The following is a 26,688-nucleotide window of genomic DNA, read 5'->3' on the forward strand; positions in this document are numbered from 1 at the left end:
TATTTCTTTCGTTCTTGAATTTTTTTGTTACTACTGAGCTTGTCGAAGTATTGTTTCAAGACAAAAAAGTAAAACCATCATTCATAACAAGCAATCCAAAAAACATAAACCCTCCGCCCTTAAGAATAGAATTACCAATGCTGAATTCACAGTAGTACAAAAGATGCACATAGCTATACGGCAGAAACGGGCTGTAATCGTTTCTGCCTTGAATTTTTTTGTTACTACTGAGCTTGTCGAAGTACTGTTTCAAGACAAAAAAGCAAAATCATCATTCATAACAAGCAATCCAAAAAACATAAACTCTCCGCCCCTAAGAATAGAATTACCAATGCTGAATTCACAGTAGTACAACAGATGCACATAGCTATACGGCAGAAACGGGCTGTAATCGTTTCTGCCTTGAATTTTTTTGTTACTTTTTTGTTTCAAGAGGTAACTATATATCTGTTAGACCATGAGGGTAAAAAATTAGCACATACCCCAATGTGCTATTGCTCTAATTATAGCAATTATACATATTAAAGCTATAACAGCTACTAAAATTGCTATTAACTTCATATCATGTTTTTCCTCGGGTGTCATTTCTTTTTAGCAGCTTTCTTTACAGGCTTAGGATTACCCTTTACAGATGCAGCCATTATGTTATGGAATAAGGCAGATGCCTCTTTAGGTGTTTTGTCGATATCTTTTTTTACTGCTTTTGCCATAGATAATAAAGGTACAAATATTTACTTCATTTTAATAGCGTCATACTTAATGGAATGGAATTTTAAAAAATGTCATACTTAATGGATACATAATCTTAGCTTGTCATAGATATTGGATTCTTGGCTTCATTACTTTGCATCTATAATATTAAGATGAGTTTAACACCGATATATAAACGTTTCAAAAATCAAAAAGAATGCATCCTGTATTTGGAAGGCATTTTTTGGGATGGTTCACCTATTTGCCCCTTTTGTGGATATAGAAAATATAATACTATCCAAACAGAAAATAGGTATAGGTGCAAGGCGTGTAAATCGCCATTCAGCGTAACTGTATTAACACTTTTTCATAAAACAAAGGTTGATTTGCAAAAATGGTTTTTTGCTGTTTCAAATGATCATCTTACTTGCCGTAAACTAGCTAAGCAAATTGGAGTAACAAAAGACACCGCACATTTTATGTTAGTGCGAATCTCGATAGCCCGTCGTAATAGACCTGACATTATAAATAAAATAAAAAAAGAAATATATGAGCAATATTATTAAAGCAACACACGAAGGAGAAATAACAATTGGAACGGCTAACTTAAAGGTCGCTGTTCTTTCAAATCGCAAACGAATTATTACTCAGTCTGCAATTTTTGAAGCATTTGGAAGACCAATGCGTGGCTCAAGATCATTAGCTGATCAAGATGTTCCAAAACTGCCTGGTTTGATAGATGCAAAGAACCTTAAACCATTCATATCTAATGAGTTATATGAACTGATCAAAGTTGTGGAATATGAAGATTTAAAAGGTAAACGAACGGACGGATATGACGCAACAATTTTGCCGTTAATATGCGAAGTATATGTTGATGCAAGAAATGCAATAAAATCCAATGGAACACCAGTACTAACAACCAAGCAGATGCCAAATGTATTTGCTGCTGAAACTGTTTTAAGGGCATTAGCAAAAGTTGGTATTATTGGGTTGGTAGATGAAGTGACAGGTTATCAGGAAGAAAGAGATAAAAACGCATTACAAGAGTTTTTATCAAGGTTTATAAAAGAACAACGTGGTGTGTATATGCCAACATACCCTGATGATTTTTTTGAAGCCTTATTTAAAATGAGAGGATTAAATTGGTCTTTGGCTAACAAAGGTAAAAAACCGCAGTACTTTGGTCATTTACTTAATAATTATGTTTATGAGAGAATTGGGCCTAAAGTCTTAGAAGAATTAAGGCGAGTAAGTCCTAAAGATGAAGTAACGGGGAAAAGGAAGGGGAAGTATACCCAATATATTGACGAAAAATACGGACATCCAAAGCTTAAAGATCATTTAATGATATTAACCGCTTTCGCAAAAGCAGCGGGATACAATTGGAATGCATGGGAAAGAATGGTTAATAAAGCATTACCAAAATTCGGTAAGGACGGAAGTCAGATACAAGAATTAGGATTCGAAGAAGAATAAAGAAGCCGAATGAGCGGGGGTGAAAATTGATCTCATTAGTCAACTGTAATCGAGTTTAGCAGACTCACCCCGCTTCATTTTATTAAAGGTACAAAATTATTTTTAAAATAATTAGTTGTTAGTTTGCAATTACAAACTAAAATACTATCTTTGTTATATGAAAGTTGAGATTAAACATTTAATGAACATTAAAAACTACGCTGATAGAGAAGGTGTGACAGCATCTTATATATACAAATTGATAAAAGAAGGCAAGATGAGCAGCTTTGTTATTGATGGCATACAATTTATTGAAACAGACAAATACCCTACTATTCCAGTAGCGAATAGGAGGAAATAATTTTTTTATCATAATAGTTGAAAGTTATAAACTACAAAATAATGAAAACATTCAAAAACATATTAGATTTCCAGAAAGAGTTTAGCAACGAAGAGAAGTGCAGAAAGTATTTAGAAGAACAACGTTGGAACGGTACACCCGCCTGTCCTTTTTGTGGCTCTATAAATGTACATCGTTTCCCTAATAGTAAAATATTCAAGTGTAGAGAAAAGCAATGCAGACAAAAGTTTAGTGTTACTGTGGGAACAATTTACGAAAACACAAAAATTCCTTTGGCTAAATGGTTTTTAGCTACTTACATTTTATCGGTACATAGTAAAGGGATTAGCAGTTTACAGTTAGCATCATGGTTGGGAGTAACCCAAAAGACTGCATGGCATTTAAACCACCGTATTCGTGAAATGCTGACAGATAACGCACCCGAACTATTAGAAGGTATTGTTGAGTGCGATGAAACTTATGTAGGCGGTAAAGAAGCTAACAAACATAAAAGCAAAAGAAAAGTAAAGGCAGGTGTAGGCGGTAAGACTATGGTATTTGGTGCTGTACAACGTGACGGTAAAGTGAGAACAAGAGTTATCCCACAAACTAACTTAGAAAATGTAACTAATGCAATAGAAGATTTTGTTGCAAAGGATAGTACTATGGTAACAGACGAACACCATGCGTATAAAAAAGTTGGTGAAAAGTATAACCATAAAACTGTTAACCACAGGGATAAAGAATATGTACGTAATGAAAAGGGTTTGAAAGTACATACAAACAACATTGAAGGTTATTGGAGCATCTTAAAGAAACAAATAGACGGCATACATCATTCAGTTAGTCCAAAACACTTACAACGTTATTGTAACGAAAGTGCTTTCAGGTATAATAACAGAGGTGTATTTCAAGATGAAAGATTTGCGGCTGCATTGGCTAATTGTAACGGTTCTTTAAAGTATAAACAACTAACAGGTAAATAATGAAAGACGGAATATTTTTAAAGGAAATGGGCAGCAAGATCAAAGCAGAAAGGTTAGCCAACAAACACTCATTAAGGGAGTTGGGTTTGTTGGCAGGGCTACATCTTACAAGCCTATGGTTTATTGAGAATGGCAGGAAGGATATACATATACTAAACTTAAAGAAAATTGCAGACGTTTATAATAAGGATGTGAAAGATTTTTTATAATTAATACGGTTCATTGATTAGCTGGTCATCAGGAATCTCGATTATTATCTTATTGCAATTATAGTCAAAAGTTATTTTGAATTTTGACAAAAACTCCGTGAACCCTAAAATTGGCGGCATTAGGTCGTGATCTACACAGCTTATTAAACTATTTTCACTCCGCCAAATCTTGGTATTTTTATTAGGTGATAAAAGGGTAATAGTAAAAGTATGTTTCCATGTTTCTACATGACCAGCACCCACACCTTGTGTAATAGAGTTTTGTACGCCATCCCCTTTTAAATTATGCCATGTAGCGTCTGCTATATAATTTGTAAAGACGCTATCATCTGCCCCCGTATCTAATAGTGCGTAAACTGCTATCGAAATATTTTCGATAGGGTTAGTAATAATTATAGGTACATGAGGGGATAAAGTAACACCCTTATCATAAAAAGGATACTCAAATATTGCCATTAGAAAACGTAAGTATGACCTCTTTCGGGAATAAAAAATAAAAAGAACTTAGAACATATCTTTTGAGCCTGAAAAGAAACATCTTTAGGGTTTTTACCTTCTGAAATAATTTTATCGTTCACATCCAACGCTACCCATCTTGAATCAGCATGCTTAGGCCTTACTGTCAAAACAAATTTTTGTTGTTGTTTTTGTACCATAACCGAAAGGGTTTATTTTAAATAAAGTTTTATATATTATTAACAGAACAAATTAAAGCCCAGTTTATTGTATTTTGTTGCATAAAATTGTTAAAAACGTCATAAGATAGGTCTAATAGTGGGTGGTTCATCTAATGTATTGTAGGTTTAGGTTTGACAAATATAGTAGAATAACACATAAAACCTAGCCTATTATAGAAAAAATTTCTTATAACGAAATAAAAAAATATTTAATATATATGGTAGCTGTTTGGTGATTATATACAATTTTCATGGTCTAACAGGTATATAGTTACCTTTCAAGACAAAAAAGTAAAATCATTAATCACAATTGATTACCAATAAATTAATGATCCTTCGTGAAAAGAAATCGATTTTGTCAGAGTAGAAATTGATAGCGTCAGAGAAGAAATCGATTCTGTCAGAGTAGAAATCGATTTTGTCAGAGAAGAAATCGATATCGTCAGAGAAGAAATCAACATTGTCAGAGCAGAAATCGATTCTATCAGAGTAGAAATCGATATCGTCAGAGAAGAAATCAACATTGTCAGAGCAGAAATCGATTCTGTCAGAGAAGAAATCGATTTTGTCAGTAAAGAAATCGACAACTCCAGGACAGAAATCAACAACTCCACTCAAGAAATCGACAATGTCAGTGCAGAAATCGATTTTGTCAGCACAGAAATCAACATCGTCAAAGCAGAAAACACCACCCCCACACAAAACAAAATGTATTTTTTTGTAAAAACACTTGCAACAACCTCCCTAAAAAGGTATCTTCAATATTGCGAATCAACCGCAATGTGGAAACAAGCTACCACATAAAAAAACGGGGCGTAACCGAAAAGCCATATGAGTAGGAAAACTAAAAATATTCACCATGCCTAAGTATGTAATCGAAAGAGAGATCCCCGGTGCAGGTAAATTAACCGCAGAACAATTAAAAGGAATTTCACAAACTTCCTGTGGAGTGTTAAGTAACATGGGGCCCCAGATACAGTGGATACAAAGCTATGTTACCGGCGACAAGATCTACTGTGTGTACATTGCTCCCAATGAAGAAATGGTTAGAGAACATGCCAAACAAGGCGGCTTCCCCGCAAATGCAGTGAATGAAGTAAAAGCGATCATCGATCCAACAACGTCAGAGTAGGTGCTTGCTTTCGGGTTATGATAGCTGTGTTGGCATTTGTACCAACACAGCTATCACTGTCAATAATGTACATTCAGCTTAACAAAGTTATTAATCCAAAAGAGGCTTTATTTTCTTCCCTATCAATTCAATTGACTCCATCAGTTTTGCATGAGGCAAAGCCGCTGTATCCATTTGAAAACTAAGCCTCGTTATACCTCCCAATGCTTCCGCATGTCGCAGAATTTTTTCAGCAACTTCTTCCGCACCACCCACAAGCAATGCTCCCTGCGGTCCCATCTGGGCTTCAAATCTTGATCGGGTCATAGGTGGCCATCCACGTTCTTTCCCGATATTGGTCATACTCTCGGCGTAGCCGGGATAAAAACCGTCCAACGCTTCCTTTGTCGTGTTAGCAACATATCCCAATGAATGCAATCCCACTTTTAATTTTTCCGGCGAATGGCCCGCCTGCTTTCCGGCTTCTCTGTACAGATCTACCAAAGGTCTAAAGCGATGCGTTTCGCCTCCAATGATAGCAACTATCAGCGGCAGTCCAAGCATACCTGCACGTATAAACGATTCAGGTGTTCCGCCCACTCCCAACCAAATAGGCAGTTCATCCTGCAATGGTCTTGGGTAAACAGGCTGGTTGTTTAAAGCAGGTCTGAATTTACCCGACCATGTCACAAATTCTTCGGCACGTATCTTCAGCAACAACTCCAGCTTCTCTGCAAACAACGCATCATAATCCCTCAGGTTCAATCCAAACAAAGGAAACGCATCCGTAAAAGATCCACGGCCAACAACCATTTCTGCACGACCTCCTGAGATAAGATCCAGTGTAGCAAAATTTTGAAATACCCTTACAGGATCAGCAGCACTTAACACAGTAACAGCACTTGTAAGTCGTATGCGCTTTGTTCTGGCGGCGGCTGCCGAAAGGATCAAAGCAGGTGCCGAATCCAAAAAATCTTTACGATGATGCTCCCCTATACCAAATACATCCAACCCAACAGTATCTGCCTGTTCTATTCGTTCCAGTAATTCGGACATTGCAGCTTTATTATCCGTTGCACTTCCATTTTGGTTACTGAACTTTGCCGCAAAACTATCTATTCCTATTTCCATATTATTTTTTTATCAGATGGTTATCATAGGCGATCACATGATCACTCACCAATCTTTTACTTAACTCGTTAAAACGTACCACCGCCGTTATCCAAAGCACAACCTGGAGAATGATCGGCACCATAGCTGCTTGCTGATGCTCAACATGCGTGGCGATAGCTCCACCAAGATAAGCAGCCAAAAGCAATGTTCCTAACAGGCCGGTTCGGGGAACAATAAAAAGTACAATGGAAATGATCTCCACCATACCCAATAATTTTACAGTTGCCGCCGATAAGCCCATAGCAGCAGCTCCTTTTACCGCTTCTTCACCACCTATCAATTTCATCGTTGCGCTGCTTAAAAATACAAATGCTAATAAACCGGTAAGCACCCAACCAATAATGTTTCTTGTTTTTTGTGTCATATTATTTTGTTTTAAAACACAAAGTTATTTACCTTCACTATCTAAAAGATACCAGTATACTTTTAGATACCGGTATCCTTTTGTATAGCATTAAACGCATTCATCATGACAAACTGTAAAGAAAATCTGCACACAAAGGAAACCTGCATGCAAAGTATTGCGGCGGTAAGAGACACTTTGTATGTATTAAGTGGCAAATGGAAATTACCCATTATTATTGCGCTATTAAAAGGCCCTACCCGTTTTAAAGATCTGCAAAGAGAATTACAGGACATCACACCAAAGATCCTCTCTAAAGAATTAAAAGAATTGGAGATGAATGAATTTGTTACCAGGACCGTATACGCTACTTCGCCTGTTACGGTTGAATATGAATTAACAAAATACAGCCAATCGCTCAATAAGATCATCAGCGAAATGCGTGAATGGGGAATGCAGCACAGAAGGCGTATGATGAATAACAGTCGTAGAAGTAAGAAAGCAAAAGAAATGGTAGAGGCATAATACAAACATCAGCTTCATCAAAAAATATATTGTATGAAAGAAAAAATAAAAGTCTTTATCACCGGTGGCACTTTTGATAAAGAGTACAACGAATTGAATGGAAGTCTTTTTTTTAAAGAAACACATTTGCATGAAATGCTTACACTCGGCAGATGCAGACTCGATCTCTCCATCGATACATTAATGATGAAAGATAGCCTTGACTTTAATGACGCAGACAGACAATCAATAGCCAACGCCTGTTCGGCTGCCGCAGAAGAAAGGATCCTGATCACACACGGTACCGATACGATGACAATCACTGCATCCTATCTGGCAAAAAATTGTCGCAATAAGACCATCGTTTTAACCGGTGCTATGGTCCCTTATAAATTCGGTAGTTCAGACGGACTTTTTAATTTAGGCAGCGCCCTGGCATTTGTGCAGATATTACCTGCAGGTGTTTATATTGCTATGAATGGTAAAATATTTGAAGCAGATAAGGTCAAAAAGAATACCGACAAAGGCGAATTTGAATCTATCAGTTAATCGTGCTGATCATTGTATCCGAATTTTTCATTCAATGCAAATACAGCTTCAGCAGAAAAATTATTTTTACGAACCAATTCCAGTTGTCCTTCTATCAGTCCTTTTTTCGTAGGCAATGTTTCATCATTTTTTCTAAACAGAATTAACGCCTGCTCATCTTCAGCAACAGGTAATGTATGCAAGGCCTTTATTACATCTTCCATTTGGCTGATGACAGACAGTATCTGGTTGGGTATCCAGGATGTAATAGGTGTTCCTCCGGTCGCAGTAGCATATTTGGTATTCGCCATAATATATTTTTGCACAAACTGCCAGTGCCCGTTTCTGAAATGATAAATTTCTTCGAGTATCCCCAGCAGGTAGCAAAGTCCTGTTATATCTTTATTATCCACCAACTTACCCATCAATCCTTTAGGGTGCAACGCTTTCACCGATCCTTCCAGGTCAATAAAAAATGACTGAATACATTTGGGTCGATACAATCGCAGATCCAGCAAATATTTAGTCAGCTCGTTTTCAGGATAATAAAATATCACTCCCGAAAAAATATCCTGCATCGGAATGATATCATCCTGTGCCCCCGTTTGCCCTCTGAAAGCTTTTGGTTCATCCCACACTTTTTCATACGTAACACCTTCTCCAAATAAAGCCTCATTACCTTTCACCCCCATAATAAAAATCCTGAAATCATTGTAATGCTGCCATCTCGATGCCTTCCACATTTCCTTCCGCCTTAGATTCATCTGTTTCATCGTTTGCCAATTCTTCGCTAATAAAGAAGATACAGTGGCATCGGTTTGTTGCAACTGTTGTATGGTTTGCATTACAGTTCCTACCAGGCCTGCAGAAAAACGATTGATATCTACATGCAGCATAATAAAACCCACCTCATCCGGTTGCCCCGAAAAACGATTGCACATCGTAACGTTCTCCCAGTTCAGGTCACCATCAGCATTAAGTTTTCTGTAATTACCTAACGAGTAAGCATAGTGGTAATCAAGCCAGGGGAACACCTGCAATTTTTCAGCAACCTTACAAAAAGGCTGGGCTATATTGGCTGGCAAAAAATTCCTCGCTTTTCCGTAGCTGCCATCTTTTCTGAATTGCTGAAAGGATGGTTCAAGTAAATAGGCCGAAGTCAAAAAACCATAAGACCTGAACAATGCCTGTATAACAAATACATCTGTTTCTGCACTTACAATATCGATGAAATTAGGCAGTGCTAAAACAGGAGCTACAATAGCATCGGGAGTATGTAATAACCCGTTTTTATTCCCTTCTATTACAACCGGCATTGCATCTAAAATAACTTGTAAAGCTTGATATCTTTCAGGCAAAGTTTCAAGGGGAGCTTTCAAAGGCAGAAAACCACAATCGGCACCTACATTGAAAAAGCCATCACTGTAATTAGATAATAGTGGCATAGCAATCGTTATTTTGCCATATGAAGCTATGAAAAAACTCTTTCCCGAACAATTAACTTTACGCTACCCTCGGGCTGTTGTTCTTTTTAATTAATTTTACAGGATCGATAAAAAACAAACTGATTGTATGGAAAATAAAGCCCCGGCTGATGGTGTTGAAATAAATGAGAACATAGTAAGATTGAATGCTTTATGGGTATTTATTCTCATTGCATTTTCCTTGTTCTTTGCAGCTACACCTATCTACATGTTTTTAGCTGCTGATTTCTTTCTTCGTACTTTTAATTTCGAAAAATTCAGTCTGATAAACTGGCACAGTAAAAACACCATACAACAACTGAATATACCTGATAAACCTATCGCTGCGGAGCCAAGACGTTTTGCTGCAGGTATCGGTTTTATCGTATCCTTTATTATACTAATTTTATTACAGTTACATTTGTATAAAATAGCATTAGGATGTAAAATTGTATTTGCTATTCTTGCTTTTTTGGAATCATTTGCAGGAATTTGTGTAGGTTGCTACATCTATAGTTTTATCAGGAAAACAAAAACTATAAAATAATGAATGACTCCGTAGCTCAGTTGGTAGAGCTATTGACTCTTAATCAATAGGTCCGGGGTTCGAGCCCCCGCGGGGTCACATAAAAAACTGCATACTTTAATTGGTCTGCAGTTTTTTTTTATGCAAAAAAATGAAAGTGTAACATGTTATCCTGAACATAAAAAAGCCCCGAAATAAATGTCCGGGGCTTTTTTATATTTATTTGATCAATATTATCTTTCTTCGTCACGGTCTTTTTTATGATTAAATCTGTACCAGATAGAAAAACCTATGTTATAGAAGAAGTCTCTGTCGTTAGGATTACCTCTTGCTCCAAGATCAACTCCCGGATTTCTAAAGTATGAAGCAATATCCTCATTCCCCGGATTAGCGGCTCTGATGATACCATCATCCACATATGAAACCTTACTGGCATCATCCAGATAGTCTGTATAGAGTTTGAAAGCGGTAAACTCTACTGCTACTTTTAAATTTTTGGTGATCCTATAGTTTATTCCGGCCATGAACGGTGTGGTTAAAGCCAGCGTACTGTATTGTTTTCCACCCGGAGCCGTTTGACCTTCAGTGCCGTATTGTCTTAATGGATACCAGTTACTATCTGTGTATTGGCCCATAGGATTAAATTTCACAAGACCTACACCGATACCAAAAGTAGGATATAATTTTTTCCCAAGCGTTGTATTACCCTTGTGGCGATTTGAACTGTATTTATCGCTGAAACTATACTCGCCCATTACAAATCCGCTAATGATCTTACTCTTAAATCGCAATTTTCTAGGACCATACAATCCATAATCCGTTGCCTGAACATTTGTAAAATCTACAGATAATCTGGCCGCAATATTCCTGTTGATATGATACCTGATCTTTAAACCAAATGCTTTATTCCATTTTTCCTGGTTGAACCAATCATGGTTTAGATCGCCGGCATAGCCGCTCACTCCTCCAAAAATCCCAACTTCCCATTTGCCGAATTTTACAGAATCGATCTCAGTAATAATATTTTTAGTGGTATCAACCAATTTAGAATTATACTGCTGAATATCTTTTGGCTGTAGCGTAACGTAATCCATTTTATAGCTTCTGTTACCACAACGTTTAAAGAAATCCAACAAACCTAAATTCACACTTGGTACCGTAACACCATCTCTGTTTTTTAAATTTTCGATGCTGATATAACCAATAGGTTGAGTTAAAATTGAATCAGTAAAACTGAAGTCTGCTGCATTTCCGGATGATGCAGCAAAAGTGTAATTTTTATCTACATGAATTTTTAAAATATCTCCGGAAATAGTATCAATAAAGTTGAAGTATACTTTATAGTCCTTTTGACTCGGAGCGATAGAAGTATTAAAAAGTATCTTTATCGATTTTCCTGCCAGCGAATCAATAGGCGCATCCTGAGAAATATTTTTTCCATTGATGCTTAATTCCATAGGGAAAGCATGCAAGTTAAAGTTCGGATCTTTTTGGATATACTTCTTGTCAACCCCGTGTTTCAGAAAGTTATTCTCTATGATAAAATCCGACTTAGGATGCAAAAACCCTATCGTTCCCAGGTTTAATAATTTCAAAGAATCCTGAGAAAGTATATAGTTATCCGAGAAAGCATTATCATATACCTTCATTGTATATTTTCCCTGGATATCATCAAGCCCAACATAAAGCGGATTACTTTCCACTTTGGTCCTGTTATCAAAATACAAGTTGTTAGCAAAAACGTTCTTTTCAAATAAGTATCTTACTCTGTAAGATGTTGCATTGGTGATCGTAATATTTGAATAGTTATCCGCAAAAACGTTATTCCTGAAAACAAAATCTAATGGTTGTTTATTCAGATAAAACTCCACCTCTCTTACAGAAACCGCATCATTGAATTCATAAGTATTAAAGAAATCAGAATTAGTTATTTCTACTCCTTTTCTATACCAGTCTTTAATAAATTCTAATGGTTTAATTAAAAATTTGAAACTTGAGTAAGTAATTTTAATATCAGCATCGGGACTGCTGCTGCCAATTACTAACCCTGTACCAGACTCTCTGCCACCTGCACTCGAAAACTGAATTAAATTGTTTGGTTCACCATTAGCATGCAAGCCTCCGTTTATTTTCATAGTTGCACCGGGTGAAAAGAATATCCTTACACCGGGCTCAATGGTCAATAATGCTGTTTTAGCAAACACGACATCGCTTTGCACTATATAATCACCTTTCTTTAATGTAATACTACTGTCGTATCGCTCCCTCAAGATATACCCTGTTTCAGGTTTAAGCATCTGTGCAGAGATATTTTTAAGACTGCAACACAGAATAAATAATACAATAATTTTCTTCATTAGTTTGTAATTGTCAATTTAAAAAACTTAAATAACCCTGTAAACCACTGTAGGTATTCTCCTGATTATTCCGTCTACTGTTTGTATTTTGAAATTATCCAGAATAATAACATCTCCTCGTTTTACATTCTTTAAGATCCCTTTGCTTTCCGCAGAGAATGCGGTTCCTTTATTACCTTTTACTCTTACTTCTCCGATTGGATTATCAAAAGGCACTAAGGTTACGTCGAAACTTTCGCAATTATAAACGGTGTTGGAAAGATTGCTGGCCTCATTCTTAAGCTCAATACTATTAGCTACCTTAACAATATCCTTCGAAATAGTACCTCCTTTATATCCTGATAAATAAACATCCGGATTAGGGATCAAAATAACTTTAAAGGTTCTTTCCTGTAATAATTTTCTAACACCACCCTTTACAGCATACACATCCACTTTTGTAAACCCTTCTTTTTTAAATCTTAAAAAATATTTACCGCTTTTATTTACAACCTCTCCGTCGCTTAAAGTTATTTCCTGTGTATATCCTTCAGGTGCTGAATAGGCAACATCAACCGGGTTATCAACTCCCAGATACATTTCATCATATCCTCCTCCACCAACAAATGCATACATCTGCTCATCTTTAACAGGTGGCGGCGGATTCATTGGCTTTTGATTAAATGTAGCCGAACTGATATCAGCTCCGTTTCTTCTGATCAATCCTGTCAGTTTATGCTTAGCGATCTGATCAAACATCACTTCTTTAAGACTATCGCTTGAAACTGTAGACCAATCAAGTTTAATAGGCACTTCTACACCGTTTAATAATTTTACAATAAACAATGATGTATCAGACATTTCAGGATTTTTGATCGGCATACACTGCGTACGTAAGTAAACCAGGTGAGCCAACATATCCTTAGAAATATTTAACAGATCGTTCTTTATCTTTTCTGTTGTTAACAACAACACAGCCTTTGGCGTTTTGGCAAAGAAAAATGTAGGCCAGGCACGTTCAGCTCCTTTTGAGTTGATCATCTCTGAGTTGGTGGGCAATAAGCTATCGATACTCTTTTTAATATCATTCAACCCTACTTTTACCAAATTAGCTTTTATTCTTTCGATAGACAATTTCAGGTCTTCAGCAGCATGATTATAAATGAAAGTTTTATTTGCCAAAGAAGCACTTCTGAAGTTTTTTGGATAACCGGCGATACCTGTTAGCTTTGGCTCCAATAAAATATTTTGAAAGCTATCCAGCCTTTTTATCAGATATTCTACGCTATCATTAATACTCATGATAGCATTATAAACATTTTGATTTCCACTGATAAACTCCCCATCATTTTGCACAGAATCTTTCAGCATTTTTGTTTCAACCCTTAACAGGCTATTTGATCTCTTCATTGATTTTGTGGTATACAACAATGAGTCCAAAGAGTTAGTTGGAGCATATATAAACGCAAATAGAATAAAAACCAGATACATCAGGTTAATAAACTTTTGCCTTATTTTTAAAGCATTCGTCATCTTTAATAATTTTGGAGAGAGAAAGATCACTACCTTCTCCTGTTACAATATTTTTTTTGGAAACTAAAGCGTTTTAGTCCCTTTTGGTTTTGGAACTAAGTGCTGTAATAAAATCAGAATAGTAGTCATTGATATCTGCTAAATTCTTTTTCAACGCCTGCATTTCTTCTTTGTACCCTGAATTTGCATTTTCAAGTTGAGATACAGAACTATCAAGATTATTGATAGTGTTTCTCATTTGTTTGAACGAATTAGCTATGTCTCCTAAATTTTGAGATAGCTCCTGCATATTGTTTCCCAAAGACATTACACTCTGATTAGCCGGATTTTCTGATTGAATAGGTTCACCAGATTCACTAACCAGTTCCGGAAAAACTTTTTCCCAGGAAAGCTCTTTTTGCTTTTTACTGAATAAAAAAGCGGAAACAAGGAACACCAAAATTTCTACCACAAGTCCTGTGATAAAAATATAATCTGCGTAGGTAGTATCTAAAACTTTGAAAAGGGCCCCGAGTAATACAATTGCAGCACCAAAAGAATAGAATAAGTTAAAGAAATCAAAATTTCTGATCTTCATTGTAGAAAAGGTTATGTTGTTAATAGATTTTAGGTCTACAAATATAGCCTTCCGCCCTCTACTTTCAACGATTTCACAAAAAAAAACATAAAAATCACAAATCTGATACTCAAAATTCATTCAATTTCAGATAGTTACGTAGAAGCTATTTGTATATGTAAATTTTATATGCGTTTATTTATTTGCAAAATTTGGCAGAATTTTATGATTTATGAAGAAAACTGACATTAATCAGACAATTTTCTGCTAAAATTTAGAAGAATACTAACATTAAAAATAAATGAAGGATGTTTATTATTGGTTAGATCACTAACACATATTGGTCTGATAAAAAAGCAGATTCTAAACAAGTAGATTCCTTAATAAGTTTATTTGCCCCAAATGATATGCATCGTGTTGCAGACACCCCATGATTAATTCAAAATAAGTTTGCTCCTTTTTCGGAGATTGCTCATGTAATTTACCTTCCGGGAAATGATTGATTGAATTCAATAAGAGATGATAAGTGGCTTCAAAATCTTTCAACAATTGTTTCCAATTTTCATCCGTAAATGATTCGGGCAATGCAAAATCGGGAAAAGGCGGCAGATCCAATGTTCCATTTAATCTGTTGATAACGGTAGTACGCCAGTATATAACATGCGACAGCAACATCCAGATACTATTAGTTTGCTTAGGTATTTGCCTGCTGGCAATTGCTGCACTCAATCCTTTGGTAGCAGATTTGAAATTTACCCCTATCCAGCAATCACCATGGTGCATTGCTGTAAATAATTTTACGATACGATTAATTTCATTACTCATACTTTTGAATAGAAAGTTATAAATTCATAGTGTAATATAAATTCTGATAGCAAATACTATACGAATTTAACGACTAAGCATTAAAAACTCAGCATTAACATAAATGAGCATAGAATTAAATAAAAACGAGGATGCAATGAAACTTGCTTGTAGCCAGATAAGAAAGCGGCTTGAAAAAATATATGAAGGCGGAGGCAAAGAGGCTATAGAAAAGCAAAAGAAAAGGAACAAATTAACAGCAAGAGAACGAATTACATATTTGTGCGACAATAATACTCCTTTTGTAGAAATTGGCGCATTCGCAGGTTTTGAGATGTACTCAGAACACGGTGGTTGCCCTGGTGCAGGTACTGTAAGCGGTATAGGCTATGTAAGCGGCAGACAATGTGTAATTATTGCCAATGACCAAACGGTAAAAGCCGGTGCATGGTTTCCGATAACGGGTAAGAAGAATTTACGCATGCAGGAAATAGCCATGGAAAATAAACTCCCGGTAATTTACCTGGTAGATAGTGCCGGAGTATACCTGCCTATGCAGGATGAAATTTTTCCTGATAAGGAACATTTTGGTCGCATTTTTTTCAATAATGCAAGAATGAGTGCAATGGGGATTACGCAGATTGCTGCGGTAATGGGTGCCTGTGTTGCCGGCGGCGCTTACCTTCCTATAATGAGCGACGAAACATTGATGGTTGAAGGCAATGGCTCCATTTTTTTAGCGGGCTCTTATTTGGTCAAAGCCGCTATCGGAGAAGATATTGACAATGAAATATTGGGTGGCGCTACTACACATAATGCGATCAGCGGAATAGCTGACTACAAGTTTGAAACAGAACATGATTGCCTGGATTACATAAAGAAAACGATCAGTAAATTAAGCAGTCCTGAAAACGCTGGATTCAATAAAATTGAAAGCATCGCACCTAAGAGAAAAGAAGACGATATTTATTCCATCATTAGTGAAGGAAATACAAAACCGTATGACATGGCTGAAGTGATCGACTGCATCACAGATGCTGATAGTTTTGATGAATTCAAAAAAGAATATGGTAAAACAATTATCTGTGGATATGGTCGCATTGAAGGCTGGGCGGTGGGTATAGTTGCTAATCAACGATTGATTGTAAAGACCCAAAAAGGTGAGATGCAATTAGGTGGCGTAATTTATAATGACAGTGCCGATAAAGCAGCCCGTTTTATCATGAACTGTAATCAGAAGAAAATACCATTGGTATTTTTGCAGGATGTAACAGGCTTTATGGTTGGTAGCAGAAGTGAACATAGCGGAATCATTAAAGACGGCGCTAAATTGGTAAATGCCGTTGCCAATTCGGTGGTACCAAAAATAACTATTGTGATAGGTAACAGTTACGGCGCAGGTAATTATGCCATGTGTGGTAAAGCGTATAATCCAAGATTTATTTATGCCTGGCCCACTGCAAAGATCGCCGTAATGGGTGGCGAGCAGGCGGCAAAAACTTTACTGCAAATTCAGGTAGCATCAATGAAAGCAAAAGGTAAAGAAGTAACTGCTGAAGAAGAAAAGAAATTACTGGATGAGATCATTGACAGATACAATGCACAAACAACTCCATATTATGCTGCTGCCCGTCTTTGGGTAGATGATATTATCGATCCGATCAACACAAGAAAGTTGATTGCGGAAGGTATTGCAGCCGCTAATCATAATGCAACCATCCCTGAATTTAAAACAGGTGTATTTCAAGTTTAACACTACAAAATGTCTAATTCTATTATTATTTATACAGATGGGGCTGCCAGGGGCAACCCGGGGCCTGGTGGCTATGGCACTATATTAATGTGGGGTGATGTAAAAAAAGAACTGTCTAACGGATACCGGCACACGACGAATAACCGAATGGAGCTAATGGCGGTAATAGCAGCATTACAGGCCCTCAAAAAAGAAAACCTGCATATCACTATATACTCGGATAGTTCCTATGTTGTAAAAGCTGTTGAGGAAGGGTGGTTAAAAAACTGGATCAGAACAGATTTTAAAGGGGGTAAAAAAAACAAAGACCTGTGGCGGCTTTACCATACGCTTTCTCAAAAGCACCATATCAAATTCAAATGGGTAAAAGGGCATGCAGACAATGCTTTTAATAACCGTTGTGATGAGTTGGCTACTGCAGCAGCGGATGGAAAACATTTATTGATAGATGAAGGATATGAACAGGAATTAAAAGCAAATAAGTTATTGTAAAATAATCTCTAAAATTAAAAATGCCACCTTAAGGTGGCATTACTATTTTATAAAAATTTATTTGTAATTAGCTGATAACTGTTGCAGGCTTTGCCCAGAATTTATTTGCCAGATAGTAGCCACCAAACAATATCCCACTAAAAAATACTGTTGACAATAAAGCGCCTTTATAAAACGGAAGCGCCTGAGTAAAACAATTTGTCAACCCTGCCATTGTTTTAGGGTAAGGTATGTTATTAATATCTAATCCCCCTCCTATCCATACACCAAAATTTGACAACAGAAAGAAAGCAGTAGCACCAATAAGTGAGCCAGCAAAAATGTGCAGTAAATTATCTTTCTTGATACCAAAACCAATTACAGTAATGCCGGCAAATAAAATATAATTCAATACCTGGCCACTATAAAAACCGGAAATAGTTGTCAATCCGTTTTGATATAAAATCTCATACATAATATCAGAGAAAAGCATTGAAAGCAATGGAAGTAAGAAACTCATCTTTCTATCTTTGATCACTGAACCTCCGAACAAAGCCATCGCTATCTGCGGAGCAAATCCCAAAGGTCTTTCAGGCATTATACGGTATAAAGAAGCTATTACGATCAATAGCAAAAAGCTTATCAGAACTGATCTATCTATTTTCATTTTCATTATTTTATCTTATGCAAAAGTAGGTAAAAAATAATATCGCAATTAATATGATTTTTGGTCATTCATACCGGTAAATTTCCTTAACCCGAAAAAGGGCCATAAATTAGCAACTATATCAGTATTTAAAATGTCGAAAGCTCCTCATCATATATTGTTGATCACTTGTCCGGACAGACCGGGCATCATTGCTACTGTTACGGCTCTTTTATTCAGGCATAATTTGAATATTGTAGTCATGAAGGAGTTTGTAGACCCCGAAACAAATACTTTTTTTGCCCGTGCAGAAATTACAGGAGAACTCAAGGCTTCTTCTTTGGTAAAAGAATTACAAAAAGAATTCGACCACTATAGCACACTTATACAATTAAAACCAGTAAGCAATAAAAACATAGTACTTTTTGCCACCAAGGAATTCCATTGCCTCAGCGACCTGATCATCAGGCATCATTTCAAAGCATTACATGCCAATATCAAAGCTGTTATCAGCAACTATGATACGCTTGAAGCATTTACATCTAAGTTCGATATCCCCTTTCATTATATCAGCCACGAGAATAAGAGCAAAGAAATATTTGAACAGGAATTGATCGCCACAGCACAACAGTACAAACCTGATTATTTGATATTGGCCAAATTCATGCGGATACTATCTCCGGATTTCGTACAGCAGTTTGAAAATAAGATCATCAATATTCATCATTCATTTTTACCGGCATTTGTTGGTGCCAACCCATATAAACAAGCATATGAAAGAGGTGTTAAGATCATTGGGGCTACTGCACATATTGTAAATAATATGCTGGATGAAGGACCGATCATCACTCAAAAAATAATACCTGTAAATCACGAGTATAGTGTAAAACAAATGGTAGAAGCCGGACATGAAGTAGAGAAATCTGTGTTGGCCGAAGCCTTACGATTGGTGTTGGAAGACAGAGTATTTGTTTCTAATAATAAAACGATCATTTTTACATAATGGCCCGACATAATGAAACCGGCACCTTAGGAGAAACGCTGGCCGTAAAATATTTGTCAGAAAAAGAGTACTCTATACTTCATCAAAACTGGCGGCACTCACATTGGGAAGTAGACATAATCGCTTCAAAAGAAAACGTATTGCATTTCATAGAGGTAAAAACCAGAAGAGGTAGCAATTACGGAACCCCCGAAGAAAAGGTAAGCAGAAAAAAAATACAGAACCTCATCAATGCCGCCGAACAGTATCTCTATCTGCATCCCGAATGGAAAAGAATTCAGTTTGATATTCTGGCAATAACGCTGTCGAAACCTGTCGAATATTTTTTGATAGAAGATGTTTATCTATAAAATAAATCAATTATTTCGCCTGGCTTAAGGAAAGTTTCAATCTTTCTACCATGTTATAAGTGGCAGGACAGTACTCAATATTCTGTTGATGTACATGAATGTAGTCAACCGTTTTTTTCCTGGTAAGATGTGGAAAGCCTGCACAATCTGCAGGACGTATTTCATAAATTGAACACTTATTATCTTTCAGATTCAAAAACTGACATGGCTGTTTTTTATTCTGCCAATCACCATCACGCTTTTCATACATCAGCCATTTATCTTTAAACTCGGCAGGCGTCATCTCAAAATGAGCTGATATTCTTTTTATATCTTTTGGTGTAAATGTTGGTGTCATTGTTTTACAACAATTACCACAGCTAAGGCAATCCGTTTCAGCCCATACAGCTTTGTCTATTTCGTCAATTGTTTTATGTAATCCTCTTGGTGGATTTTTTTCCAACTTGGTTAAAAAAGATTTGAATCTTCTTTTATTGATACGGACTTTTTGTTTGAACGAACGAAGGTTAATGGGTTGCATTTTATTATATTGCGTAACTAAGAATCTGAAGTGAATATTTACACTCAGGACGCAAATATAAAATATAAATGTGGGAACCCTACAAAAAAGGCTTTAAAGCCTATCTGCAGTTAGAAAAATCTTTAAGCGGCAATTCCGTAGAAGCATACCTGCATGACATTGAAAAACTAACCACCTTCTTAGAGATCAGCAATAATTTAAAAAAGCCGAATGAAATTGAACTGAGTGATCTTGAAAAATTTGTGCAGTGGATCGGTGAATTAGGTATGACCGCAGGGTCGCAGGCCAGAATTATTTCAGGCATAAAAAGTTTTTACACCTACTGTTTACTTGAACAGATAACCACCGGCAATCCTACTGCCCTGCTTGATGCACCTAAACTAAGACGAAAGCTACCGGATGTACTCAGTTTCAGTGAGATCGAAAGTATCATTAATAAAACAGACCTGAGCAAACCTGAAGGAGGCAGAAATAAAGCCATTCTTGAAACCCTGTACAGTTGCGGCCTACGAGTTAGTGAAATAGTTAACTTACGAATCAGCAGTTTGTATCTGGATGTTGGTTTTATCAAGGTAATTGGTAAAGGAGATAAAGAAAGATTAGTACCTATTGGTAGTGATGCTATCAAGTACATCAATATTTACAAAAATGATATCCGTGTACATATTGCCATCAAACCGGGCAATGAAGATATTTTATTCTTAAACCGCCGGGGCAGCAAACTTACCAGGGTAATGATATTCCTTATCATTAAAGCTCTGGCAAAGGAAGCTGGTATTACAAAAAATATTTCGCCACATACATTCCGTCATTCATTTGCTACCCATCTTGTTGAAGGTGGTGCAGATCTTCGAGCCGTACAGGAAATGCTTGGTCATGAAAGCATCACCACAACGGAAATATATACACATCTGGACAGAGACTTTCTTAGAACCACCTTACAGCAATTTCATCCGGCATTTAAATGATCCAAATGCCAGAGCGGCTTTCGCCGCCTGACACTTGCTCATATTACTCAACTATGAATCGGCCGGTACTAACCAACTTATTTGTTGCATCTATGAGTTGAATAAAATAGCCGCCACTGCTCCATTTATCAACAGCTTTAAGTTGTTCTCTGTATCTCTTTGTAGCTGATCGGATTGATCTTTGAAAAACAATATTGCCACTTACATCAGTCACCTGTAATAGATAATTTTCTCCGAGAACTACCATTCCTTCAATTGAAAATATATCTCCACGAACAACAGGATTGGGAAATACTTTTAATGTACTTACCGAAGGAGTTATTTTTAATGAATCAGCAATAGTGGCAATTATTTTTTTTGCTGCTTCTTTTACTGATCGGCGTTTTGTGGTGATTATAACAACCTCGTTGGAAGACATCCTGCCATATATTGCTGCATTGGTCGCATCCTTAAGTACATCTATGCTTTCAATTTCCTTTGGATCAACACCTGATAAATTTTCGATGACCACGCCATCGACTATATACATTGGCGATGATTCACTAACAATAGACACAGACATTCCTCCTACCCTCATTTGCTGTTTCTCATCCACAGATTCTTCGGGTTTGGAAAGAGGATCATTATGATTGGGTTGAATGGGTATCTCAGGCATCTTATCACGGGCTGTATCTGTGTTCTTCAATACATCGCATGAGGGCTTTACAGATACCAGCTCTTTAGGAGGCACCGCCATAACCTTTCCTTTTACAACCTGAGCTTTAGCTGTGGATCTGGAAAAAAACAATAGCAACAACATAATATAATTCCAATACCATGCTAAAGGCTTACGTGGTTCTTTCAATCTGTAAATTGGACGATCCAATTGTTGCGGCAACGCACTGCCACAAATATTTTTATTCTTTAATGATGATAAGTAATTGATCAGCTCTGCATCACTCATTGAAGTAAAATCTATCACTTCTTTTTTACATGCCCCACAATAACGTCCTTTGTCTGTTGCTGTCATATTTTGCCAATTCTCATGGCATGGTTCTGCAATTTTTATTTGTATAGCATCCATAACAATGTATTTGTTATACAGATGCAGTAAAAAAAGAAATTACATAAAGGGAGAAAAACTATTCACCTTCCAACACCACTTCGGGTTGTTTGAAGGAAGGAGAATTTTGATCGTAAGTATTGGCTACTTTTTTGCGGTAATTTTTGAAAAGACTTAACCAGCGTAATTTAATTACACCTAAAACCCCTTCTTTAATGATGCCTTTATTCATTTTACTATCACCCAATTTTCTATCGATGAAAGTAATAGGCACTTCAGTTATTTTGAAACCTAATTTCCAGGCAGCAAATTTCATTTCAATCTGAAACGCATACCCTACGAAGTTGATAGAAGAAAAATTCAGTGTTTCCAGGAACTCTCTGCTATAACAAACAAAACCGGCAGTTGGATCTTTAACAGGCATCCAGGTAATTATCCTCGTATACAACGAAGCTCCTTTAGATAAAGCGATCCTGTTAGCTGGCCAGTTTTTTACATTACCCCCTTTCACATAACGTGATCCTACGGCAACACCTGCACCATTTTTACATGCCTCATATAATCTCGGCAGATCAGCAGGATTATGAGAGAAATCAGCATCCATTTCAAAAATGTATTGATACTCTCTTGCCAAAGCCCATTTAAAGCCATGTATGTACGCTGTACCTAAGCCAAGTTTGCCTTTGCGTTCTTCTAAAAATAAAGTGCCGGGATAATTGTTGAAAAGAGATTTTACGATATTAGCTGTACCATCAGGAGACCCATCATCAATGATCAGTACATGAAACCCTTGTTGCAGATTCATGACCGCACTGATAATGCTTTCGATATTTTCTTTTTCGTTGTAAGTTGGTATAATAACAAGTTTCTCCAATACGCTAAGAGTATATGACACAAATTTACAACATTTTTTTTAAGCCCTGCCAAGTTGTTACCAACAGAGGGGCTTTTAGTTGTTTTTTAACAGTGTCTTGTTTAAAATTTCAGTGAGTTTTTGTTTAGTGTGCAGAGGAAAATCACCTCTCATCATCCAATCATAATATTGAGGCTCAGCCTTTAAAACGTCAGCCACTGGTCTGCCTTTATGTTTACCAAAATTGAACACCTCTACATTCTTATCATCAAAAATAAATCTTCGGGCATAGTCAACTATTTTCTCTTCTCCTATCGAATTTAAAATAGAATCTACTGTATTTCCCAGTTGCGGATATTTATCCATTTGCGCCAGTAGTACATCAATAGTAGCATCCACATCAGCTTCGGCACTATGTGCATCTACCAATTCTTTTTGGCAATAAAATTTATAGGCTGCAGTCAGTGTACGAGGCTCCATCGTATAAAAGATATGTTGCACATCTACCATTCTCCTGGTAGTCAGATCCATTTCTAATCCTGCTCTTAAAAACTCTTCCATCAACATTGGGATATCAAAACGGTTGCTGTTATATCCTCCCAGGTCACAATTCTCTATAAACTGCTTCAATTCATTGCCTGCCTGCTTAAATGTAGGCGCATCTTTCACCATTTCATCTGTTATACCATGAATTTCTGTTGATTGCGGGGGAATGGGCATCAACGGATTGATGAGTTTTCGTTTTACCTGCCTTGTGCCATCAGGTAATATTTTGATGATTGCCACTTCAACAATTCTATCTGCTGTAAGGCTAACTCCTGTGGTTTCTAGGTCAATAAAGGCAATCGGGCGGGAAAGTTGTAAGGACATTGTTAAAATTGTTATAAGTTGTAAATATAGATTTTATGTTATAGTATTTTGTAATTCAATGAAGTACAATAAAAAAGCAAGATAGTATTTTAATAGTTATATAACAACCGTTCATATAAAACTAAAGATTTAGTACATTTGCACGAATATTGATAGCGTTTATATAAACATCAAACCATGAAAAAATTGATTTTTGCTTTTATCGCACTTTTTACCATTGCTTTATTAGTGACCAGTTGCAACCCTAGTCGTAAATCAGGTTGTCCGGGTGCTGAAGGTATAATACACTAATAATCACTACCCAACTATGGAATGGATCTCAATCACAGATGAAAGTCAAATAGACGAAATCAAAAAACTGTCCGACCAAAAACCTCAGGTAATCTTTAAACATAGTACCCGATGTTCTACCAGTAGTATGGCCAAAAACCGACTGGAAAGAAGTGTTACCCCCGAAGGCGTAGACTTTTACTATCTCGACCTGATTGCACACAGAAATATCTCTCAGAAAATTGCCAATGATTTTGCTGTATTTCACGAATCGCCGCAAGTATTATTAATTAAAAACGGCGAATGTATATTTGACGAAAGTCATCTGGGAATTTCTATGGATGAAATAACACAGCAGTTATAATTTTTACCTTACCTATAAAACATTACTACAATGACGATCGCTGAACTAAACCAACAACATGGCATAGCCGGGCAAGTGTCTTTTTCTGAAGGAACCGGCGGACTTCCTTTTGTAACCATTACCAATGAATTTGCTACGGCAAAGATCTCATTATATGGTGCACATGTAACCAGTTATCAACCTAAAGGAGAAAAAGATATTTTGTGGATGAGTGAGCAATCTGCATTTGAGGCAGGTAAGCCTATCAGAGGTGGTATACCGGTTTGTTTCCCTTGGTTTGGTCCACATGCTACTGACACCACCAAACCTCAGCATGGTTTTGCAAGATTAACTGAGTGGGCTGTAAAAAGTACTGCTACGTTAGCAAATGGCGCTAATGAAATACAACTGTCATTAACCAGCAATGATGAAACACAAAATATGTGGCCTTTTGCTTTCAGTGCTGTTATAACAGTAACTGTTGCAGATAAATTATCTATTACATTATCTGTAAAAAATACAGGAACAGAAACCTTCACTTATACGGACGCTTTACACACATACTTCAACGTTAGTGACCTTTCAAATATTGATATCGCCGGTTTACAAAATGCCACTTACTTAGAAGCTGGCAGTACAGAAATAAAAACGCAGGCAGAAGCGTTGTTATTAATTAATAAAGAAGAAAATCGTCGTTATAATAATCATACAGGTGATTGTATCATTACCGACAAAGGATATAACAGAAAAATCTCTGTAGGAAAAACCGGCAGCAAAATTACTGTTGTTTGGAATCCGGGTGAAGCTACTACAAAAAATATCGGTGATATTCCTGATGATGGATACAAAACTTTCATCTGTGTAGAAGCGGTAAATGCTCTAGACGATGTAGTGACTATTACTCCGGGGAATGAATATAGCACCTCTGCTGTATTCGGTTTAGCTTAATTGATAGAAACGCAGATTTTTACTGATTGAGACGGATTGAACGGATATAAATCCAATTTGTTTCAATCAGTAAAAATTTATGGTATTAAAAAAATGTCCTTGAAGGGATAAAAAACAGCCAAAACTTATAGATACAACATCCGTTTATATCTGTAAAAATCCGCCGCATCAGTGTACCTATCCAACTAGCACTTATCCAACGCCTGCAGTATATCCGCCAAAATATCATCAATATGCTCCAACCCTACAGAAATTCGAATAAGCCCCGGCGTTATGTTCACTGCTAATCTTTCAGCTTCACTCATTTTAGCATGTGTGGTACTTGCCGGATGAGAGGCAATACTCTTGGTATCTCCTAAGTTTGCCGTTAGTGTAAGCATTTGCAAACTGTTCAAAAATTTACGTCCGCTTTCTACACCGCCTTTCAATTCAAAGGCCACCAATCCGCCGCCATTCTTCATTTGTTTAAGAGCAATCGCATGTTGCGGATGACTTGGCAGGAATGGATATCTTAAATAATTAATTGCTGGATGACCTTCCAATGCTTTCGCTAATGCCAATGCATTCGATGAATGACGCTCCATACGCACATCCAGTGTTTCCATACTCTTGCTCAACACCCATGCATTGAATGGTGATAATGCAGGCCCTGTGCTTCTGCAAAACAAATAGATACTATGTATCAGTTCTTTCTTGCCCACTACTACTCCACCCAACACCCTGCCTTGTCCATCTATCCATTTAGTAGCAGAATGCACTACCAGGTCGGCCCCAAAATCAATTGGCCGCTGACAAACCGGTGTAGCAAAACAATTATCTACATTTAAAATGATATTATGCTTTTTAGCCAATGCGCCCACAAATGACAGATCGATCAGATCCAACGCCGGATTAGTAGGCGTTTCCAGGTAGATCATTTTTGTATTAGGACGTATCGCCGCTTCCCATTCTTCCGGTTTATCTACACTTACATAACTCACTTCAATACCGTAGTTGGGTAAATATTTATTCAACACCGTAACGGTGCTTCCAAAAATAGAACTGCATGCCAGCAAATGATCGCCGCTTTTCAGCAATGCCATCATAGAGCCAAACACCGCACTCATTCCGGAGGCAGTAGCAAAGCCGGCTTCAGCACCTTCCAGCGCCACCACTCTATCTGTAAATTCCTGAACTGTTGGGTTACTGAATCTGCTGTAAATATTATCATCCGATTCATCCGCAAAAGCTGCCCTCATCTCCTCCGCATTATCAAAGCAAAAACTGCTCGTTAAAAATAACGGGGATGAGTTTTCCATCTCATTCGTCTGATCAGTTCTTGTTCGTATCGCTTTTGTTATTGGATGCATGTAAGTAATTAAAAAATAAAAATTAAGAATCAAGAATTGGAGTACACTGCTTAAATGCCTTTCAT

At 36.9% G+C, this 26,688-nt stretch carries 32 protein-coding genes and 1 tRNA gene; 17 read left to right on the forward strand and 16 right to left on the reverse strand.

Annotated features, from left to right (window positions below; all coding sequences use genetic code 11):
* Positions 1 to 581: 581 nt before the first annotated feature.
* Positions 582 to 710, reverse strand: a complete 129-nt coding sequence (locus tag LK994_RS14565; RefSeq protein WP_262907834.1) for a hypothetical protein — start codon at positions 708 to 710, stop codon at positions 582 to 584.
* Between the two features lie 153 nt (positions 711 to 863).
* Between LK994_RS14565 and LK994_RS13875 the strand changes: the two genes are divergently transcribed.
* The 5 genes from LK994_RS13875 (at position 864) to LK994_RS13895 (ending at position 3,683) form a co-directional block, all read left to right on the forward strand.
* Positions 864 to 1,256, forward strand: a complete 393-nt coding sequence (locus LK994_RS13875; RefSeq protein WP_229760696.1) for a transposase — start codon at positions 864 to 866, stop codon at positions 1,254 to 1,256.
* Positions 1,240 to 2,169, forward strand: a complete 930-nt coding sequence (locus LK994_RS13880) for a P63C domain-containing protein (protein ID WP_229760697.1) — start codon at positions 1,240 to 1,242, stop codon at positions 2,167 to 2,169. The genes LK994_RS13875 and LK994_RS13880 overlap by 17 nt, the downstream gene beginning before the upstream one ends.
* Before the next feature lie 157 nt (positions 2,170 to 2,326).
* The gene (locus tag LK994_RS13885) at positions 2,327 to 2,509 is read left to right on the forward strand and encodes a hypothetical protein (RefSeq protein WP_229760698.1); all 183 of its coding nucleotides are present in this window, start codon (positions 2,327 to 2,329) and stop codon (positions 2,507 to 2,509) included.
* Between the two features lie 41 nt (positions 2,510 to 2,550).
* The gene (locus LK994_RS13890) at positions 2,551 to 3,474 is read left to right on the forward strand and encodes an IS1595 family transposase (RefSeq protein ID WP_229760699.1); all 924 of its coding nucleotides are present in this window, start codon (positions 2,551 to 2,553) and stop codon (positions 3,472 to 3,474) included.
* Positions 3,474 to 3,683: a helix-turn-helix domain-containing protein gene (locus tag LK994_RS13895; protein WP_229760700.1), complete on the forward strand. Its 210-nt coding sequence runs from the start codon at positions 3,474 to 3,476 to the stop codon at positions 3,681 to 3,683. The genes LK994_RS13890 and LK994_RS13895 overlap by 1 nt, the downstream gene beginning before the upstream one ends.
* Here LK994_RS13895 and LK994_RS13900 read toward each other — a convergent pair whose 3' ends face one another.
* Positions 3,684 to 4,139, reverse strand: coding sequence for a hypothetical protein (locus LK994_RS13900; RefSeq protein WP_229760701.1), 456 nt, complete (start codon positions 4,137 to 4,139; stop codon positions 3,684 to 3,686).
* Entirely contained in the window at positions 4,139 to 4,339 is a 201-nt protein-coding gene (locus LK994_RS13905; RefSeq protein WP_229760702.1) for a DUF5678 domain-containing protein, read from the reverse strand. The genes LK994_RS13900 and LK994_RS13905 overlap by 1 nt, the downstream gene beginning before the upstream one ends.
* Positions 4,340 to 5,219: 880 nt before the next feature.
* On the opposite strand from LK994_RS13905, the gene LK994_RS13910 reads away from it, so the two are divergent.
* Positions 5,220 to 5,492 carry a DUF4242 domain-containing protein gene (locus tag LK994_RS13910; protein ID WP_229760703.1) on the forward strand — a complete coding sequence of 91 codons (273 nt, stop codon included), beginning with the start codon at positions 5,220 to 5,222 and terminating at the stop codon, positions 5,490 to 5,492.
* 90 nt (positions 5,493 to 5,582) lie between these two features.
* On the opposite strand, the gene LK994_RS13915 is transcribed toward LK994_RS13910, so the two are convergent.
* A complete protein-coding gene (locus LK994_RS13915) occupies positions 5,583 to 6,602 on the reverse strand; it encodes an LLM class flavin-dependent oxidoreductase (RefSeq protein ID WP_229760704.1) in 1,020 nt (339 codons plus the stop codon).
* A 1-nt stretch (position 6,603) separates the two neighbouring features.
* Positions 6,604 to 7,008: a DoxX family protein gene (locus LK994_RS13920; RefSeq protein WP_229760705.1), complete on the reverse strand. Its 405-nt coding sequence runs from the start codon at positions 7,006 to 7,008 to the stop codon at positions 6,604 to 6,606.
* A 105-nt stretch (positions 7,009 to 7,113) separates the two neighbouring features.
* Between LK994_RS13920 and LK994_RS13925 the strand changes: the two genes are divergently transcribed.
* Together LK994_RS13925 and LK994_RS13930 are read left to right on the forward strand one after the other, a co-directional pair.
* The gene (locus LK994_RS13925; protein ID WP_229760706.1) at positions 7,114 to 7,512 is read left to right on the forward strand and encodes a winged helix-turn-helix transcriptional regulator; all 399 of its coding nucleotides are present in this window, start codon (positions 7,114 to 7,116) and stop codon (positions 7,510 to 7,512) included.
* Between the two features lie 33 nt (positions 7,513 to 7,545).
* The gene (locus LK994_RS13930) at positions 7,546 to 8,040 is read left to right on the forward strand and encodes an asparaginase domain-containing protein (protein ID WP_229760707.1); all 495 of its coding nucleotides are present in this window, start codon (positions 7,546 to 7,548) and stop codon (positions 8,038 to 8,040) included.
* Here the strand turns inward: LK994_RS13930 and LK994_RS13935 are convergent.
* Positions 8,037 to 9,464 (reverse strand): indoleamine 2,3-dioxygenase, encoded by a 1,428-nt coding sequence (locus LK994_RS13935; protein ID WP_229760708.1) that lies wholly within the window; start codon positions 9,462 to 9,464, stop codon positions 8,037 to 8,039. The two genes, LK994_RS13930 and LK994_RS13935, sit on opposite strands and share 4 nt — an antisense overlap.
* Positions 9,465 to 9,591: 127 nt before the next feature.
* Here LK994_RS13935 and LK994_RS13940 point away from each other — a divergent pair, with 127 nt between their 5' ends.
* Together LK994_RS13940 and LK994_RS13945 are read left to right on the forward strand one after the other, a co-directional pair.
* Complete coding sequence (locus tag LK994_RS13940; protein WP_229760709.1) at positions 9,592 to 10,029, forward strand: DUF4395 domain-containing protein; 438 nt, start codon at positions 9,592 to 9,594, stop codon at positions 10,027 to 10,029.
* A 5-nt stretch (positions 10,030 to 10,034) separates the two neighbouring features.
* Positions 10,035 to 10,107, forward strand: a tRNA-Lys gene (locus LK994_RS13945).
* 134 nt (positions 10,108 to 10,241) lie between these two features.
* On the opposite strand, the gene LK994_RS13950 is transcribed toward LK994_RS13945, so the two are convergent.
* The 4 genes from LK994_RS13950 to LK994_RS13965 form a co-directional block, all read right to left on the reverse strand.
* Positions 10,242 to 12,365, reverse strand: a complete 2,124-nt coding sequence (locus LK994_RS13950) for a hypothetical protein (RefSeq protein ID WP_229760710.1) — start codon at positions 12,363 to 12,365, stop codon at positions 10,242 to 10,244.
* 27 nt (positions 12,366 to 12,392) lie between these two features.
* Entirely contained in the window at positions 12,393 to 13,754 is a 1,362-nt protein-coding gene (locus tag LK994_RS13955) for a GldM family protein (protein WP_229760711.1), read from the reverse strand.
* Between the two features lie 196 nt (positions 13,755 to 13,950).
* Positions 13,951 to 14,454, reverse strand: coding sequence for a type IX secretion system motor protein PorL/GldL (gene porL, locus LK994_RS13960; protein ID WP_229760712.1), 504 nt, complete (start codon positions 14,452 to 14,454; stop codon positions 13,951 to 13,953).
* Positions 14,455 to 14,796: 342 nt separating this feature from the next.
* The gene (locus LK994_RS13965; RefSeq protein ID WP_229760713.1) at positions 14,797 to 15,258 is read right to left on the reverse strand and encodes a DinB family protein; all 462 of its coding nucleotides are present in this window, start codon (positions 15,256 to 15,258) and stop codon (positions 14,797 to 14,799) included.
* Positions 15,259 to 15,361: 103 nt separating this feature from the next.
* Here LK994_RS13965 and LK994_RS13970 point away from each other — a divergent pair, with 103 nt between their 5' ends.
* Positions 15,362 to 16,990: an acyl-CoA carboxylase subunit beta gene (locus LK994_RS13970; RefSeq protein ID WP_229760714.1), complete on the forward strand. Its 1,629-nt coding sequence runs from the start codon at positions 15,362 to 15,364 to the stop codon at positions 16,988 to 16,990.
* A 9-nt stretch (positions 16,991 to 16,999) separates the two neighbouring features.
* On the forward strand, positions 17,000 to 17,482 hold the full coding sequence (gene rnhA, locus LK994_RS13975; protein WP_229760715.1) for a ribonuclease HI: 483 nt from the start codon (positions 17,000 to 17,002) through the stop codon (positions 17,480 to 17,482).
* Positions 17,483 to 17,549: 67 nt separating this feature from the next.
* Here rnhA and LK994_RS13980 read toward each other — a convergent pair whose 3' ends face one another.
* Positions 17,550 to 18,128, reverse strand: coding sequence for a DUF6580 family putative transport protein (locus LK994_RS13980; protein ID WP_229760716.1), 579 nt, complete (start codon positions 18,126 to 18,128; stop codon positions 17,550 to 17,552).
* A 133-nt stretch (positions 18,129 to 18,261) separates the two neighbouring features.
* Between LK994_RS13980 and purU the strand changes: the two genes are divergently transcribed.
* Complete coding sequence (gene purU, locus LK994_RS13985) at positions 18,262 to 19,110, forward strand: formyltetrahydrofolate deformylase (protein WP_229760717.1); 849 nt, start codon at positions 18,262 to 18,264, stop codon at positions 19,108 to 19,110.
* Positions 19,110 to 19,460 carry a YraN family protein gene (locus LK994_RS13990; protein ID WP_229760718.1) on the forward strand — a complete coding sequence of 117 codons (351 nt, stop codon included), beginning with the start codon at positions 19,110 to 19,112 and terminating at the stop codon, positions 19,458 to 19,460. Before purU ends, LK994_RS13990 begins: the two co-directional genes overlap by 1 nt.
* 10 nt (positions 19,461 to 19,470) lie before the next feature.
* Here LK994_RS13990 and LK994_RS13995 read toward each other — a convergent pair whose 3' ends face one another.
* Positions 19,471 to 19,980, reverse strand: a complete 510-nt coding sequence (locus tag LK994_RS13995; RefSeq protein WP_229760719.1) for a YkgJ family cysteine cluster protein — start codon at positions 19,978 to 19,980, stop codon at positions 19,471 to 19,473.
* Between the two features lie 68 nt (positions 19,981 to 20,048).
* Between LK994_RS13995 and xerD the strand changes: the two genes are divergently transcribed.
* Positions 20,049 to 20,948 carry a site-specific tyrosine recombinase XerD gene (gene xerD, locus LK994_RS14000; protein ID WP_229760720.1) on the forward strand — a complete coding sequence of 300 codons (900 nt, stop codon included), beginning with the start codon at positions 20,049 to 20,051 and terminating at the stop codon, positions 20,946 to 20,948.
* A 43-nt stretch (positions 20,949 to 20,991) separates the two neighbouring features.
* Here xerD and LK994_RS14005 read toward each other — a convergent pair whose 3' ends face one another.
* The 3 genes from LK994_RS14005 to LK994_RS14015 are packed head-to-tail and all read right to left on the reverse strand — an operon-like array spanning position 20,992 to position 23,713.
* Positions 20,992 to 22,011: a TonB-dependent receptor plug domain-containing protein gene (locus tag LK994_RS14005; RefSeq protein ID WP_229760721.1), complete on the reverse strand. Its 1,020-nt coding sequence runs from the start codon at positions 22,009 to 22,011 to the stop codon at positions 20,992 to 20,994.
* A 58-nt stretch (positions 22,012 to 22,069) separates the two neighbouring features.
* A complete protein-coding gene (locus LK994_RS14010) occupies positions 22,070 to 22,885 on the reverse strand; it encodes a polyprenol monophosphomannose synthase (RefSeq protein ID WP_449536181.1) in 816 nt (271 codons plus the stop codon).
* A gap of 54 nt (positions 22,886 to 22,939) precedes the next feature.
* Complete coding sequence (locus tag LK994_RS14015; protein ID WP_229760722.1) at positions 22,940 to 23,713, reverse strand: 3'-5' exonuclease; 774 nt, start codon at positions 23,711 to 23,713, stop codon at positions 22,940 to 22,942.
* A 307-nt stretch (positions 23,714 to 24,020) separates the two neighbouring features.
* On the opposite strand from LK994_RS14015, the gene ytxJ reads away from it, so the two are divergent.
* Positions 24,021 to 24,347 (forward strand): bacillithiol system redox-active protein YtxJ, encoded by a 327-nt coding sequence (gene ytxJ / locus LK994_RS14020; RefSeq protein WP_229760723.1) that lies wholly within the window; start codon positions 24,021 to 24,023, stop codon positions 24,345 to 24,347.
* A 30-nt stretch (positions 24,348 to 24,377) separates the two neighbouring features.
* Complete coding sequence (locus LK994_RS14025) at positions 24,378 to 25,274, forward strand: D-hexose-6-phosphate mutarotase (protein WP_229760724.1); 897 nt, start codon at positions 24,378 to 24,380, stop codon at positions 25,272 to 25,274.
* A gap of 185 nt (positions 25,275 to 25,459) precedes the next feature.
* On the opposite strand, the gene LK994_RS14030 is transcribed toward LK994_RS14025, so the two are convergent.
* Positions 25,460 to 26,623: an O-succinylhomoserine sulfhydrylase gene (locus LK994_RS14030; RefSeq protein ID WP_229760725.1), complete on the reverse strand. Its 1,164-nt coding sequence runs from the start codon at positions 26,621 to 26,623 to the stop codon at positions 25,460 to 25,462.
* Positions 26,624 to 26,688: the final 65 nt, after the last annotated feature.

It is taken from the genome of Ferruginibacter lapsinanis, from assembly GCF_020783315.1.
GTDB lineage: Bacteria > Bacteroidota > Bacteroidia > Chitinophagales > Chitinophagaceae > Ferruginibacter > Ferruginibacter lapsinanis.